The sequence below is a fragment of the Fictibacillus fluitans genome (assembly GCF_030418125.1).
GTDB classification, from domain to species: domain Bacteria; phylum Bacillota; class Bacilli; order Bacillales; family Fictibacillaceae; genus Fictibacillus_C; species Fictibacillus_C fluitans.
Genome location: NZ_JAUHTR010000006.1, coordinates 245,521 through 260,621, shown reverse-complemented (window position 1 = coordinate 260,621; position 15,101 = coordinate 245,521). Strand labels below are relative to the sequence as shown.

At 37.6% G+C, this 15,101-nt stretch carries 12 protein-coding genes and 1 pseudogene; 8 read left to right on the top strand and 5 right to left on the bottom strand.

What is annotated here, in order from left to right:
* Window positions 1–307: 307 nt before the first annotated feature.
* Window positions 308–877 (top strand): YdhK family protein, encoded by a 570-nt coding sequence (locus tag QYB97_RS13610; protein WP_301166543.1) that lies wholly within the window; start codon window positions 308–310, stop codon window positions 875–877.
* Window positions 878–921: 44 nt separating this feature from the next.
* Here the strand turns inward: QYB97_RS13610 and QYB97_RS13605 are convergent, their stop codons facing one another.
* Window positions 922–2,949, bottom strand: a complete 2,028-nt coding sequence (locus tag QYB97_RS13605; protein ID WP_301166542.1) for a copper-translocating P-type ATPase — start codon at window positions 2,947–2,949, stop codon at window positions 922–924.
* A gap of 170 nt (window positions 2,950–3,119) precedes the next feature.
* Here QYB97_RS13605 and QYB97_RS13600 point away from each other — a divergent pair, with 170 nt between their 5' ends.
* Both QYB97_RS13600 and QYB97_RS13595 read left to right on the top strand, forming a co-directional pair.
* On the top strand, window positions 3,120–3,815 hold the full coding sequence (locus QYB97_RS13600; RefSeq protein WP_301166541.1) for a response regulator transcription factor: 696 nt from the start codon (window positions 3,120–3,122) through the stop codon (window positions 3,813–3,815).
* Complete coding sequence (locus QYB97_RS13595) at window positions 3,812–4,885, top strand: HAMP domain-containing sensor histidine kinase (protein WP_301166540.1); 1,074 nt, start codon at window positions 3,812–3,814, stop codon at window positions 4,883–4,885. Before QYB97_RS13600 ends, QYB97_RS13595 begins: the two co-directional genes overlap by 4 nt.
* A 35-nt stretch (window positions 4,886–4,920) precedes the next feature.
* On the opposite strand, the gene QYB97_RS13590 is transcribed toward QYB97_RS13595, so the two are convergent.
* Together QYB97_RS13590 and QYB97_RS13585 are read right to left on the bottom strand one after the other, a co-directional pair.
* Window positions 4,921–5,307 carry a DUF302 domain-containing protein gene (locus QYB97_RS13590; RefSeq protein ID WP_301166539.1) on the bottom strand — a complete coding sequence of 129 codons (387 nt, stop codon included), beginning with the start codon at window positions 5,305–5,307 and terminating at the stop codon, window positions 4,921–4,923.
* 12 nt (window positions 5,308–5,319) lie between these two features.
* Entirely contained in the window at window positions 5,320–5,649 is a 330-nt protein-coding gene (locus tag QYB97_RS13585; RefSeq protein WP_301166538.1) for a four-helix bundle copper-binding protein, read from the bottom strand.
* Between the two features lie 191 nt (window positions 5,650–5,840).
* Between QYB97_RS13585 and QYB97_RS13580 the strand changes: the two genes are divergently transcribed.
* A complete protein-coding gene (locus tag QYB97_RS13580) occupies window positions 5,841–6,332 on the top strand; it encodes a PCYCGC motif-containing (lipo)protein (RefSeq protein ID WP_301166537.1) in 492 nt (163 codons plus the stop codon).
* A 39-nt stretch (window positions 6,333–6,371) separates the two neighbouring features.
* Here QYB97_RS13580 and QYB97_RS13575 read toward each other — a convergent pair whose 3' ends face one another.
* Window positions 6,372–7,427, bottom strand: a complete 1,056-nt coding sequence (locus tag QYB97_RS13575) for a multicopper oxidase family protein (protein ID WP_301166536.1) — start codon at window positions 7,425–7,427, stop codon at window positions 6,372–6,374.
* Window positions 7,428–7,733: 306 nt separating this feature from the next.
* Here QYB97_RS13575 and QYB97_RS13570 point away from each other — a divergent pair.
* A pseudogene (locus QYB97_RS13570) lies at window positions 7,734–7,927 on the top strand (RNA polymerase subunit sigma-70); the annotation flags it as partial.
* A 299-nt stretch (window positions 7,928–8,226) separates the two neighbouring features.
* Window positions 8,227–9,033, top strand: coding sequence for an STAS domain-containing protein (locus QYB97_RS13565; RefSeq protein ID WP_301166535.1), 807 nt, complete (start codon window positions 8,227–8,229; stop codon window positions 9,031–9,033).
* 549 nt (window positions 9,034–9,582) lie between these two features.
* On the opposite strand, the gene QYB97_RS13560 is transcribed toward QYB97_RS13565, so the two are convergent.
* Window positions 9,583–10,719, bottom strand: a complete 1,137-nt coding sequence (locus tag QYB97_RS13560; protein ID WP_301166534.1) for a hypothetical protein — start codon at window positions 10,717–10,719, stop codon at window positions 9,583–9,585.
* Window positions 10,720–11,176: 457 nt separating this feature from the next.
* Between QYB97_RS13560 and QYB97_RS13555 the strand changes: the two genes are divergently transcribed.
* Together QYB97_RS13555 and QYB97_RS13550 are read left to right on the top strand one after the other, a co-directional pair.
* Window positions 11,177–12,715 carry a recombinase family protein gene (locus QYB97_RS13555; RefSeq protein WP_301166533.1) on the top strand — a complete coding sequence of 513 codons (1,539 nt, stop codon included), beginning with the start codon at window positions 11,177–11,179 and terminating at the stop codon, window positions 12,713–12,715.
* The gene (locus QYB97_RS13550; protein WP_301166532.1) at window positions 12,684–14,297 is read left to right on the top strand and encodes a recombinase family protein; all 1,614 of its coding nucleotides are present in this window, start codon (window positions 12,684–12,686) and stop codon (window positions 14,295–14,297) included. Before QYB97_RS13555 ends, QYB97_RS13550 begins: the two co-directional genes overlap by 32 nt.
* The last annotated feature ends 804 nt before the right edge of the window (window positions 14,298–15,101 follow it).

Sequence of the window (15,101 nt, the reverse complement as noted above, 5' to 3'; positions counted from 1 at the left end):
TTGCACATATCGTGAAGACAATATGAACATAAAGCAATATCAAAAAAGTGCAATGAATACATATGTTATTCAACACTCATTTCAACTGGACCTCAGTCACAAAAACAGGAAGAAAGTGATTAAAGCCAATTTTACTCCCAAATTGTTTATTATTTGATTGGACAACTATTCCCACTAAATAAATTGAAAATATATAAAGAAAGACCTTTTTCTTCACAACTTCTTCATAACTTTTTTGTATAATCACATGAAATGAAAGTGAAAGATAAAGATGGATTAGTAAGATAAAGTTTAGGAGGCAAACAACATGAGATTGAAAAACAACATTTTTGCAACTTCATTACTTGCGTTGTCGCTATCGCTGGCAGCTTGTTCAAATGACAATGGCGATAAAAACATGGACAAACATGAAATGAAAGACGAAGGCATGAATCATGATGCTATGAAGCATTCAGGTTCAGGCGAGGTACCAAAAGAGCTGAAGAAAGCAGAGAACCCTAAGTATGAAGTCGGAAGCCAAGCCATTATTAAAGCGAATCACATGAAAGGCATGAACGGAGCAAAAGCAAAAATTGTTGGTGCTTTTGATACCACCGCTTATGTGGTTACTTATACACCAACAACAGGTGGAAAACCCGTGAAAAATCATAAGTGGGTCATTCAAGAGGAAATTCAGGATGCAGGGAACAAAGAACTTAAACAAGGCGATAAAGTCAAATTGAATGCGGACCATATGAAAGGAATGAAAGGAGCTTCGGCCGTTATTGAATCGTCTGAAAAGACAACGGTCTATATGGTTGATTACACACCTACAACAGGTGGCGAGAAAGTTAAAAATCATAAATGGGTAACCGAAAGCGAACTTCAACCTGAATAAGAGAAAAAAACGGAAATTTCATGAAGATGAAATTTCCGTTTTAATTATGCTTTTAACAACTTGGCATTGATAGCAACAATAACCGTACTTAATGACATCAATACGGCACCGACCGCAGGGGATAAAACAATCCCAAGTGGAAATAAAATGCCTGCTGCCAAAGGAATGGCGAGGATATTATATCCCGCTGCCCACCATAGATTCTGGATCATTTTTTTGTAGGTCGCTTTCGACAGCTGCACTACATTTACCACATCCAGAGGGTTACTCTTTACAAGGACGACATCCGCTGTTTCCACGGCCACATCGGTTCCAGCACCGATGGCAATTCCTAAATCAGCTTTTGCAAGGGCAGGAGCGTCATTTACACCATCGCCTGTCATAGCGACTTTCTGTCCCTTTGCTTTAATCTCATCGATACGGTCTGACTTTTGATGTGGAAGCACTTCAGCATAGATTTGATCTATCCCGAGTTCGTTGCCTACATAGTTTGCTACCTGACGATTATCACCCGTAATCATGATGGATTCTATACCCATTTCTTTTAACGAATGGACCGCTTCCTTGGCAGTATCACGTACAATATCGGCTAATCCAATCATTCCGCCTAACTGGTTATCAATAATGACAAACACAACGGTTTTTCCTTGGCTTGCCCATGTTTTGAATTGGTCCTGGTCATAATCAATTTTATTTTGTTGCATATAACCAGGGCTGACGACCATGACCTCTTGATTATCGACCACCGCTTTTAAACCTGCTCCAGTCATGGATTGGAAATCACTTACCTTGTTCAGTGATAATCCTCGTTTCTTTCCTTCTTTAACGATGCCAAGGGCGATGGGATGTTCTGATTGCGACTCAACAGAGGCCGCGATGGAAAGTACTTCATTCTCATCCATTCCATTGATTACAGCAAGATCGGTCACCCCGAACCTCCCTTCTGTTAATGTGCCTGTTTTATCAAATACTACCGCATTGATATCTTTTGCTCCTTCAAATTGTGTTCTGTCCCGAATGAGTAACCCTTTTTTGGCCGACAAGGCAGTAGAAACGGCAATCACTAACGGAACAGCAAGCCCTAACGCATGAGGGCAAGAAATGACCATTACAGTAACCATTCGTTCTAAGGCATAGGAGAAGGAATAGCCCAAGAGTAACCAGATGAGTAAGGTCAATAAGCCAGCAACAAGAGCAATATAGAAAAGCCATTTTGCTGCTCGATTGGACAAATCCTGGGTTTTTGATTTCGATTCCTGGGCTTCTTTTACCAAAGTGATAACTTGAGACAAGTAAGTATCATCACCTGTTTTTTGAACGGAAATGGTTAAGGAGCCTTCTCCGTTGATCGAACCTCCGATGACTTGGTCACGCGTCTTTTTATGGACAGGAACCGATTCTCCTGTAAGCATCGATTCGTTAATGGTAGAGGATCCTTCAATGATCTCTCCATCGACTGGAATCTTTTCACCTGGTTTCACAAGAAGTTTATCACCATTGGATACGTCTTCTAAGGAAACATCCATTGTCGTAGCGTCTTCTTGTATAAGATGGGCTTCGGTTGGCATCAACTTGACCAATTCCTCAAGTGCACGTGAAGCCCCCATTACTGACCGCATTTCAATCCAATGACCTAAAAGCATAATATCAATCAGAGTGGCTAGTTCCCAGAAAAAGTTACTTTCACTCAAACCAAATACAGATAAAGAACTATACACATAGGCTACAACAACTGCTAATCCGATTAAGGTCATCATACCAGGTGCTCTATTTTTCAATTCCTGAACGGCACCCGTAAGAAACGGCCATCCACCGTAGAAAAAGATAACAGTGGAAAGGAAAAACAAAATGTAAAGGTCGTAGGAAAAACGCCAGTTTACATTTAAAAACATTTGAATCATTGGAGACAAAATAAGAATAGGTATTGTAATTAGAATGGAAATCCAAAACCGTTTTTTAAAATCTTCCACCATATGGCCGTGATGATGAGAGTGATCATGATTGCTGTGTTTATTTGTTTCATGTTCATGATGGTGCTCATGATGTTCATGGTTATGTTCATGGTGGTTCACAAATAGTCCTCCTTTTTAAATCGTTTCTGGTACTATTCTTCCATTCTTTTGCAGGTTGAATTCAATTGTAACCTGAGGTTGTGAAGAACTTATGAAAATGTGGAAAACAAGTTTCCGATAAAAAATTTCAGGTATAATAAGCCAAAAAGGTAAAATGAGGAGAGATTAATTTGGCTAAAACAATATTAATTATCGACGATGAAGAAAAGATTCTAGAGGTAATCTCTACTTATTTGAGAAAGAATGGATATAAAACAATCGAAGCATCGACAGGACAAGAAGCCTTGCGTCATATGAAGAATAACCATATTGATTTTGTCATTCTGGATTTGATGTTACCGGATATGAGTGGAGAAGAGGTTTGCACTTCTATTCGTCAGGAGGCTGGGGTTCCCATTTTGATGCTCACCGCAAAAGTGAAGGAAAACGAAAGGATAAACGGTTTGTCATTAGGAGCTGATGATTACATGCTTAAACCGTTTAGTCCCAGAGAATTAGTGATGCGAGTAAAAGCCATTCTGAGACGTGTTAATGAAAATGATCTGCTTGCAGATCAAATTTCTTATGAGGGTGGAAAGTTGGCCATTGATGCGAATTCTCAAGAAGTGTTTGTCAACCAATCGCCAGTAAATTTAACAAAGATAGAATATAAAGCGTTATTGGTCTTTGCAAGACACCCTAACCGCACGTTCTCAAGGGAAGAGCTCGTGGAAAAAGTATTAGGCTTTAATTATGAAGGAGAATCTCGAACCATAGATCAACATATCAAGAACCTTCGCCAGAAGATTGAAACCAATCCCAAGCAGCCAAAATACATTCAAACCGTATTTGGTGTCGGCTACAAATTTAAAGGTGAGCCCAAATGAAAATCAAAGGTTTACATGCCCGCCTTACCCTTATATTTATCCTTGCAGCCACTTTGATTTTTACTGTGGCGAGCTTGGTTATCCTGTTGGAAGTTCACTATCACTTTAAGATGTTCCAAATGGATGCTCCCAATTTCCGTGCCATTCAGCCTCTTACCCTGCATTTTGAAAGAGCTGTTTTAGGATCAATTTTATGGACATCGGTTGGTGTCTTTTTATTGGTTTGTTTCCTTAGTTACATCGTTGCCAAAAAGTTATCAAAGCCTCTTGTGAATATGAGAAAGGTAGCTGAAGAAATGGCAAAGGGAGATCTTAAGACGCGTGTGAAAACCCAGGGACATGATGAGCTGCAAGAGTTGGGACTTTCTCTAAATGAGTTGGCTTCCCAGCTTGAGAACCAGGAAATAGCTCGTCAAAACATGACCAGCGATATTGCCCATGAATTGCGGACCCCTTTGGCCACGCTTAAAAGTCATATAGAAGCCATCGAAGATGGGATATTTGAAGCAACTCCAGAACGCCTACATTCCTTTGGGGAAGAAATTGAACGTCTGATTTCTTTAGTGGAGGATCTGGAACAATTAACAACGTTTGAGGCACCTGGCTTTGTTTTAGAAAAGGAGCAAGAGGATCTAGGTAATGTGATCCAGCAAAGTTTAAATCCCATTAAAGAATCCTATGTGCAAAAGGGAGTGATGCTTTCATCCTCCAATGCTGACATCCAATTGCCATTGGATAAAAAACGAATGATGCAGGTTTTTATCAATTTACTTTCAAATGCACTAAAGTTTACGCCAGCAGGGGGAACCGTGACAGTGGCTACAAAGAAATTAGATTCAAAGGCTCAAATTATCATTACAGATACAGGGATTGGAATATCGGATGAAGAGGCTCAAAAAGTGTTCGAACGGTTTTACCGAACGGAGAAATCCAGGAACCGAAGATATGGTGGAAGCGGTATAGGACTTGCCATAGCTAAACAATTAGTTGAGGCTCATGAAGGGCGAATTTGGATTGAGAGCGTCCCAGAGAAAGGGACTGCGGTATATATAACATTACCTTTATCCTAGAAAAAACCTCCGCTGTTAGCAGCGGAGGTTCCTCTTTACTTACTTTTGTCTAAAACATTGATAAGCGTGGATTCGATATTCTTAGCAATGCTTTTCAATTCTTCATCTTCAATAAAATCAACCATCATGGTTGGCTTGGGAAGCCCAATCTTGGTTTTCCCGTCACTCTCATAAACGGTGATTTTACAGGGAAGAAAATACCCGACTAATTCATTTAGGTTTAATACTCTGGCTGCTTCTTGTGGATTGCAAACTTCAAGTACACGATAAGGTGTGGTATAATCCTCAACCCCTTTTTCCTGCAATTTTGCAGGAAGGTCCAGCTGCCAAAGCACTCCGAATTTTTCTTCCTTTAAGTTTTTTTCTAATGTGTTCACGGCTTCATCAATGGTTTGGTCGGTTTCTACGGTATAGTGAAACATTGCTCGCTCCTTTTAACTCACCATTTTACGGCAAACCTCGGCACATCGGAGGCATGCTTCGGCACATTGTTGACAATGGTCGTGATCATGTTTTTTACATTCATTGCCGCACGCTTCGCAAATCTCAGCACATAGCTGGCAAATTTGTGAGGCAAACGGGCTGTTTCTGGACATCGCATCTGCCGCATAGGCACAGATATCAGCACATTCGCGGTCCAAACGGATGCATTCCGCCATCATTTTTACATCGTCTTCTTGTAAACAGGCATTAAAGCAATGGTTACATACTTGCATACAAGATAGGCATTCCTCGATACATTCTTTAAATTGCTCGTGGGACATGGTAAATTCCTCCTTGTTTTTTGAGAAGTTCAGTGCTTGTTTATCCTCAATTTAGCGGTGATAAACGCATTTGAAAAAATTAATGAAACTTCATAACTTCTACATAAGTATCCCTTAGAATGAAATTATCTATGTGTGTTTTTTGGTATAATAGGGGGATTAGAACACTTCATAAAGGGGGGATTAAACGAATGAAACAGATATCTCTTGTTTTAATCGTATCGTTATTTTTATTAGCAGCTTGTTCAAATGAAAAGGATAAGCCAAGTGCAACTTCAGAGCCACATAGTCAATATGCATCAACGGGTGCAGGAGACATCCGTGAGGAAACAGCAAAAGTAGATGTTTTACCCGCTTTTCTAACGGATAAACCAAAAGAAATCCAAGAGATTTACCAGGCGGCCGCAAAAAATAAAGAGTTGCTGGAAAAAATTCCGTGTTATTGCGGTTGCGGTGAATCAGTTAACCATAAAAACAATTACGACTGTTTTGTACATGAAAATAAAAATGGCGGATCCATTGTATGGGACGATCATGGAACCAAATGCGATGTATGTTTACAAATTGCAGCTCAATCGGTAAAAGATATTAACCAGGGTATGTCGATAAAGGAAATCAGGAAAAAGATTGATAATATGTATCAAGAAGGGTATGCGAATCCTACTCCCACTCCTCAAATCTAAAAAAGAGCTGACAAAGATCTGTCAGCTCTTTTATATTGATTATTCGTTCATGTATTTGAGAGTAGTAAACATCCCGCCTTCTTTTTGACCTTTTCCTGCTGTATGATGTGGCAAGTGGCAATGCAATGGCCAAGTTCCAGTATTGTCTGCGGTAAATGCAATATCATAAGTCTCACCAGGAGCAATATTGACTGTGTTGACTAGATACTGAGCGGAGTTTTTTAAAGGAACACCATCCTTTGCAATTACTGTGGCATTATGGCCGTGCAGGTGAATGGGATGGCTTTCCATGCTAAGGTTACCTAAGCGTATTTTTACTCGTTCTCCTTTTTTCACCTTTAATGGAGTGGTGTCAGGCAGCTGCTTTCCATTGAATGTAAAAACGTTCCACATCATGGCTTCTGGTTTTACCTCGTAGGTTCCTTGAGTAACTTCACCTTCAGACTTATCCTTTGTCCCCATATTCATGTCCATCTTAGATTTAGGTTTCTCCAGTTTCCATTCTTGGGTGAGCAAGGTATAATCTCGGTCTATTTTTTGTTTGTTATTTTTCGGCAAAGATACGAGCATACCGCCTAATCCCATCATCTCTTGCTTTTCAACATTGACGTGGGAATGATACATGAAAGTTCCTGCTTGCTTTATTTTGAATTCGTACGTAAAACTTTTGCCTGGCATGATCTTAGAACTGTCTTCCACAGCGGGAACGCCATCCATCTTATTAGGAACAATTAAGCCATGCCAGTGAACGCTTGTTGGTTCCTTCAGATTATTTTTAACCTCTACACGAATTTTATCACCTTGATTTACTACAATAGTGGGGCCAGGGGTTCCGCCGTTATAACCCCAAGCCTTCATATAGATTCCTTTTGATACTTCCTGTTTAACAGGCTCAGCGGTTAACTTAAATGTCTTTATCCCGCCTTTACTAATGTATTTTGCTTTTGGAACATCTGGACTAACCACCTCCGCGGGTTTTTCTTTCGCTTCTGCTGTACTTTCAGGACTGTACAGGGAATGATTACCCCACCAAATGGCAGCAACCATCAGGCATAAAACGGGCAAAATGAACAGTAAGCTCTTCTTTTGTTTCATCTTCTCAACTTCCTCCTTATATTTTTTGTAAATGTACATGCATTTTTACTATAAACTGCACATGTGAGGAAGTTGTGAATACGCAAAAATAAACCATATATAAGACTATGAAAACTGTTAAATGACTACTCTCAATGATTATAATAAGGTTTCTTAAGGGGTTTTAAAATACATATCATTTCCTCGAACAATTCCAGATATCATCTTAAATTTAAATGAAGCAATCATTCCCCATTGGTACAGACACCTAACAAGCCCAGCCCGGCATACAGATAAGAGTACGAAAAAACCGCGGGAGGTGTCTGAATGTCCGGGTTGCTGTTGTATTAGGGTGCTTTTTCAAAGAAGTCATGCTGTTTGTCTCGTATGTGAAAAACAATGCGTTTCCGCAGCCCCTCTCCGAAAACGAGGAGAAAGAATACTTAAAACGGATGGCCGAGGGAGACCAGGAGGCAAGAAGCAAACTGATCGAACACAACTTGCGTTTGGTTGCACATATCGCATCTTAGTCCAAAATACAGGAAGAAAGTAATTAGAGCGGATATTGCTCCCAGGCTTATTATTATTTAATTATTGAACAAGTGTTTCCGGCAATTAACTGATGTATGTTTTGGCAGTATGTTTATTAATTTTTATGAATCGTTACTTAAGGGTAAACCTGTATAACATTAATATTTATTCATATTTGTGAAGCGATGCTTACTGTACTAACGGGGCAGGTTAGTTGAAAAAGCAGGAATCTTTTTTGTTACATAGAATTTATACATAGCATGGAGTTAACTACCAAGGGGTGATCTTTATGGAGAGGCTTCAAAATAAGGTTGCACATTACTTAAATGTTCATCAAAGGGAACTTGTCAACACATTGCTTCCAAAAACATTAGAAGACATGAAAATTACATTTACAAACCAGGACCTGGATATTCATTTTGAGATGTTACATTTGCTATTGGACAGAGTATCCAAAAGCATGTTGATAAGCAAAGAGGAAACCACAGAAAATGAGACGGGGTATGATTCTCTGAACTACTTCTTCGACAATGGAGTTCTATTAAAACAGACTGTTGCTGTACTTAGCTCATTTCGGTTGTCATTGCTCAAATTTTTGCGACAGTCGCAAATCATTGACAAAAGCGAAATGGAACAAGGGCTGGAGATTTATGAAAATATTATCTTTGCTTTTGATGAAGCGATTCGAATGACGACACAGAAGTTCAACGACCAAGCGGAAATCGCTCAATTTTTGATGGACCGAGAACTGGATGATGTCACCGCCCCTGTAGTTTGTATTAATGATACTCATGCTGTTATGCCACTGGTGGGAAAATTTTCGCCATCACGCATGAATAATCTACTGCATCATACATTACGACAAACATCTCTACAACATGTTCAAAAATTGATAATAGACTTTTCTGGAGTTTTAAATTTTGATTATGAACTCGGTATATTGTTGTCTGACTTAATTCATGCGTTGAAAATGCAAGGCATAGAAGTTGTTATCACCGGAATAGCACCCAATATGGCTATAACTTTAACAGAACTTAGTTTGGATTTTTCTAATGTTAAGCTATACGGGAACTTAAAACAGGCACTATCAAAATGACACTTGAAAATCTGTGTATACACAGTATGTAGCAAGAAATTGAAATATTGTACTTAAACAAATGGGTGCTTTAATACAATAAGGAATAAAATTAAAGAGCCTAAAATATGCAAGTTTATATGCTACTCGCGTATTTTGGCTCTATTTACATTTATAAAAGATACTGCCATTTATAGCATTTTTCAATTGCCAAATACAGAACAAGCAATAAAACAGTAATAAAACATCTTCAAAATCAATTGAAGGGGTTCTTGTTTAATTTTTTTAGTCAGTTCAGGCATATTTGAAAAAGCCACTCACATGAGTGGCTTTTTACATACGTAGGTCAATATTGCCCCACGTATTAATAAATGAATAAGAGCCGAATTTAGGACCTAACCTAAAGAATTGACTACTGTGTGCAAGAAATAGCTCAAACGTTTTTGCATCGTTACACAACGGGCAATTGCTACTTAAGTCAGTTACAAATAAAGAAGCACTAAATAATCTTAGTGCTTCTTTATTGCAATTTAATCATTGCTTTTTTGCGGGTTAATAATAAAGAAGTAATTAATGTTTAACCATAAACTCCACTGTTTGTTCATCGGTAGTGGTTTCATATTCATCATTATCTTCCATAGTTGATCCTAGAATGAGGCGGACTTTATCAATTTTTTCAGGATCTGAATCAATGACTAATCCAACTTCTCCCTCTTTGTTTACTTTACCGTAAAAAACACCGTCATTATCTTCATCATAATCGATGAAATCAGTTCCTGCTTCTGCATCTAAACGCTCTTGCTTCCCATCTGCAAACACAACTGCTTCCTTAATGGCTGTAAAGTTATAATCCTTATCAGATGTATTTTCAGCGAGGTATTTGATGTAAAGATAATTAAAATCACTTCCGATTTCTTTTTCTGAGACGAAAGAAATGTTTTCTTGTTCGTCTTCAGGAACATTTGAGGTGTGCTTAAGTGCTACTTGTTCAATGTTTAAATTGATCGGATTAATAGTGTACTTTTTATTTTCCACGATATTGGTTAACACTTTTGAAGACTGCTTAGGTGCCTCATCATCATTTGATGCATCATCAGAAGTTGCTGCATCAGTTGACTTTTCATCGAAGAGGTCATTTATGTCCTTCATGTTTGCGAATACTGCTTCCTCTAGCTGTTTATCAGAAACCAATTTGTAGTCCCCGTCTTTATTTTTCTTAAGATTTAATTTCACAGTGCGTGTTACCGTTTGAACATCTTTGTCTTCTAGGTTTTTAGTTACGGTTTTCACCATTAAGTTTTCAATTGCTTTATCTGATTTCTTGGAGGACTCATCAAAAGCGGACGCAAAAGCGATTGGCATTACTTTTGCCAATGCTTCCGTCATGGCGGTCCCTACGTCAGCTGAGGTAATCTTTGCAGAGACCTTCGCTTTATCACCACTCGTGGACAATTCTTTTACATCAGTAAAGTCGTATTTTTTGGAGATGGACTTCAACATTTTTTCGCTGAGTTCCTTATCATCTTTACTATCGTTATTCCCAATATCATTAATGTTGCCTGTTACAAAAGTGCTCGCTTCCTTAAAATCACCATCCCTAAATGATTTTAGAAAGCCGTTTGTCGCATCTTCAGGACTTTGTTTTCCACATCCCATTAGCCCAGCTGTTAAGCACCCAATTATTAGTACGGAATAAAATTTCTTCAACACCCATATCTCCCTTTTTTCACAATTCAAACCTGTTAAATAATAACTCACTGCCCCCGTAAAGGGAATAGATGACACGAATATGACAAATTTTATTTTCTTGATATAAAAAATGGGCTAAAAAACTTGTCATATCAAAAAGGGATTAGCCTGTTTGTCCTAGTGCATAGATTGAAAAAGCGATGTTTTACTTCTGTTTTGTTCATATTTATAAATAACTGTTTATTTTTGTGAATAAATTTTAAGTGGAACAACCATTCTAAAAATACATCAGGATTAGAATGGAGGACAGTAAGTTGAGACGTTCCAATAGAAAAGTTAGTGAACATGAAATCAAATTGGGTAAGCTAGAGCTTGTTTTTGAACAAAATTTCGAACGGGACTGGGGTGGTGTATTAGCTTCGATTATTTTTCATCAAATAAAAGATGAATTGGATAAGGAGGTCAACAGTCATCGATGAAAAAGACTGTCATCTATGTCAGACAATCACTGGACACTGATAAACAACCGCATTCAACAAGTATGCAGTTAGATATGGCATTGGAGTACGCGAAAAATAATGAATGGATCATTCATGAAACTTATAATGAGGGCAAGCGATCCGCTCGAAAAACAAGGATTGAAGATCGGGCTGTACTCAATAGGCTATTAAATGATATCCAATCAAATAAAATTGGACGGGTATTGGTTTTTAAACGTGATCGACTGGCCAGGAATGTGCAGCAATACATTCAGATTTATAGACTATTTAAAAAGCATGGAGTGGAGTTACACTTTACAGCCGATAATGAGCCACCATTGTTTGAAGGGGCAGCTTCTGAGTTCATTGAGGCGATCATGGCTGGGATTGGTGAATATGAGGCTAACAATCTTGTACAAAGGTTGATTTATTCAAAAGTCCCATTGATCAAGAAGGGATTCTGGATGGCTGGATCTGTTCCTTTTGCTTATGAACCGATAAAGAAAAATGGAAAAGAAAAGGTCGATTATAAAAAACTCTCTAAAGAAAATCGTAGCAATTTAAAGGTGATAACTAAAAATGCGGAGATCGTTAAAGAGGTTTATCGAACAGTTATTTCTCTTCCAGAAGCCATTTTAGCGAGTCGTGACTTTTCTCGAGTTTGTAAGAGTATCAGAGAAAATAAAGTGTTACAGGATCTAAAAAACAAACAAATTTATGATATTATCACGCAACGCCTTCACATTGGTAAAATGCTGCAACGATTAGATGGAGAGGAATATCCAGTAAACCTTCCAAATACGCAGAGCCTTCGAATCTTGGATGAAAGCGAAGAAGAGATCTGGTACCGAGCAAACGATATCATTAACAAAATGGATTTGCCTACTAACCTTCGAAAAAAGCTAACAGAAGAGGGTTTTGAGGAGGAGATTTCAGATCCTCTGCTTTTAGGAGTTATATTCTGTGGAACATGCAGAAAAGCGATGGTAGCAACAAAAAAATCGTACAAATGTTCAACGGGAAATTGTAAGAATGCCCCTCGTATCAACACGGTTAATTCTGAGGTGTTCCAAAAAGTATGGACCCACCTTATGGATAGGGGAATGCATGAATGGAATAAGGTTCTGAAAAATTTAGATGTTAGATATGCCGAGCCCTTTTTCAATAAAGCTAAACACGTACAAAAGGAAATACAAGAGGTGGAAAAGGAAATTAAGGAGTTGTTTCAAATCCACCTAAACGCTGATTCGGTTGAAAGCCGAAATCGCTTGTCTGAAACCGTCTCAAAGTATAAAGCCATGACATTGGAGGCAGAGAAGTTGGAGTCTTTGTATTTTCACACCTCTAAGTTTGTTCAATCCTTAAATAAAGAAGATATGCTGAAGGTATTAGATGATATTGATTTTACTGAGGTTCATAAAAAACATTTATTAACCCTTGTCAATCGAGTATATTACCACAAGAAAATCACAGAGTTAAAATGCTTTGTTGCAGAGGTGAAAAATGAAAAAAAAGAGAAAACTACAAACTGTTGATGAAATTATTTCATCAGCTAAAAACATTGGTTTTTATGGCCGCGTCTCTACAAAAGAACAAAGGGAAAAAAATGAAGAGCTTCCCCAGCAAATCGGAAAAGTTGATGAGTTCTTAGGAAAATATAAGAAATCGGTTTCAGATGATTATCGTTATAGGGATACCATGTCAGCCTACTCGAGATCCTACATGGAACGCGATCAGTTGAGCAAATTATTAATAGCCGCGGAAAAAAAGGAATTGGATGCCATCATAATTTCGGACCGCGATCGTCTTTCCAGGCAAACAGAAGAACACTTTGAGATTCGGGAAATGCTCAACAAGTTAGGTATCCCGATAATAATTGCTTCTCGCGGCGAGCTATATAATTCAGAAGACTTTATCAAAAATTTGGTTGAAGATGCATTAACAAAGATGGAGTCAGATAACATTTCAGCTCGTACAAGAGCTGCCTTGAAATCACTGTTATCTAAAGAACAGTATATTGGGGGAAGGTCACCATATGGCTTTAAAAAAGTAAAGGACCAGGATGGGAAGGTTACAAAATTTATACCCATTCCAGGCCAGATTAATAAGGTGAAAATTATATTCTCTCTTTATAAAAAAGGGGAAACTTGTTCAAGTATTGCCAAGTATTTATCAGGGAAAAAGACTAAATGGTCTGCTTCAAGGGTTAGAGACATCATTATAAATCCAATCTATACTGGTTGTTTTGTGTACAATCGGTATTGTTATGAAAGCAACAAAAAGCAGTTCGCACCAATTGATGAATGGAAATGGTTTAAATGTAAAGGGATACCTTTAGAGGAAATTATCAGCCTGGATGATTGGTGGTATTGTTGGAATAAGTTTATGAAAACCAGAGATTTGAGTCCGAGGTATCTTAGCACCTCATTTTACTTGAATGATATTATTAAGTGCCAATGTGGAAATGAAATGAGGGGGAAAGACCAAAGGACTCAAATAAATGACGTGGATAAACCATCGTATGGATCTCGTTACTACATTTGCCGAAACAAAGGGTGTAAACAAAAGGTTTCAGCTGATAAATTACACAAATTTATCATGGAATGGATTTTTCGGTTGGAAGCACCAATTGAAAATGCCGTTCAAGAAGTAAAAGATATGCTTATTTCGGATATGAAAAGCATGGAAATCAGGATTGCTGAGTTAAAGGAATGGATCAGATGTGAACAAAAAAATCTTGAACTCTTGAAGCGGTTTGAAAATAATGCAACTAAAGAGGATTTTATACTCTCCTCTTCTCAAAACGATGAAATGCTTGCGTACTTACTTTCAAAGTCAGATAGTGAACAAAAGCTAAATCAGTTTCAAAAGGAAATAATGGAGAAACAGGCATTGTATGACCGTTTATCAGCCATCATGCTGCAGGAGAATGAAATTCGGAACCGAATGACTCGTTATTTTTCGCCTGGTAATTGGGAAGAGAGGTCTCATATAGACAATCGGAATCTGGTTCTTCTTCTGGTTGAGGAATGTAGAGTAATGGACGTTGGGACGGTAAATATAAAACTTAAATCATTTCATCACAAACTATATAAAGAAAGTCCAAAGAGCAGATAATTTATCTGCTCTTTTTATTTTCCACCTAACTTTCTTATTGAGCTACAATTATGTTAGGGAGCAAAGATTATCCAGGATTGAAAAAAAGAAAAGACAATTTTCATCAAAGGGTTTTTTGTACTTGATCAAAATCGAAGAGGGGAAAAATTTATGTGTTTTTTCATAATCTTTGATACCAAGTTTTCTCGGTTTTTTGTACAAGCTAATTATTTGCCTCGGCTAAAAGTTGAAAAGGGATCCCTTTTCGTTCTCTGACCGAGGTTATTATATCAAGGGTTGTACAAGTTACAATGGTTTTACAGTGTTTTTTTGTGTTGCAGATTAAATACTATAAAAGGCAAAATGACACCTCGGTTCTTTATGAATCAACAATATAATTCTCGGTTATTTGTATTATTAGGATCTAATTGATATACCAACGTTAATTGACTTTAAAAAATAACTAATTAAATTTGTACACAGATTATTCTTGTGTAATAAAAGGAAGGCAATTTTAAAAAGTAAAGATACAGTTTAAGGTAAATCCGTAATGTTTCGTACATTAATAATAAAGAATAAAAGTTAGCCAGCGAACATTGCCCTTAAAGATTATTGTATAAATTTTAATTGAAAAAGTTTTTTTAAAACAACGCTTTTTAATAAATGGAACTACAATTATTTGCTACTAAACATGGAGTTACATAAATAACAGATCAAACTTGCCCCTGTAATCATTGATGTCAATTCTTTTAATGTTAATAAGATACAGCGTAAAATTGATTTTTAATTTAGCTCGATGATTTTATTCCAGTAAAGAATAGGTAT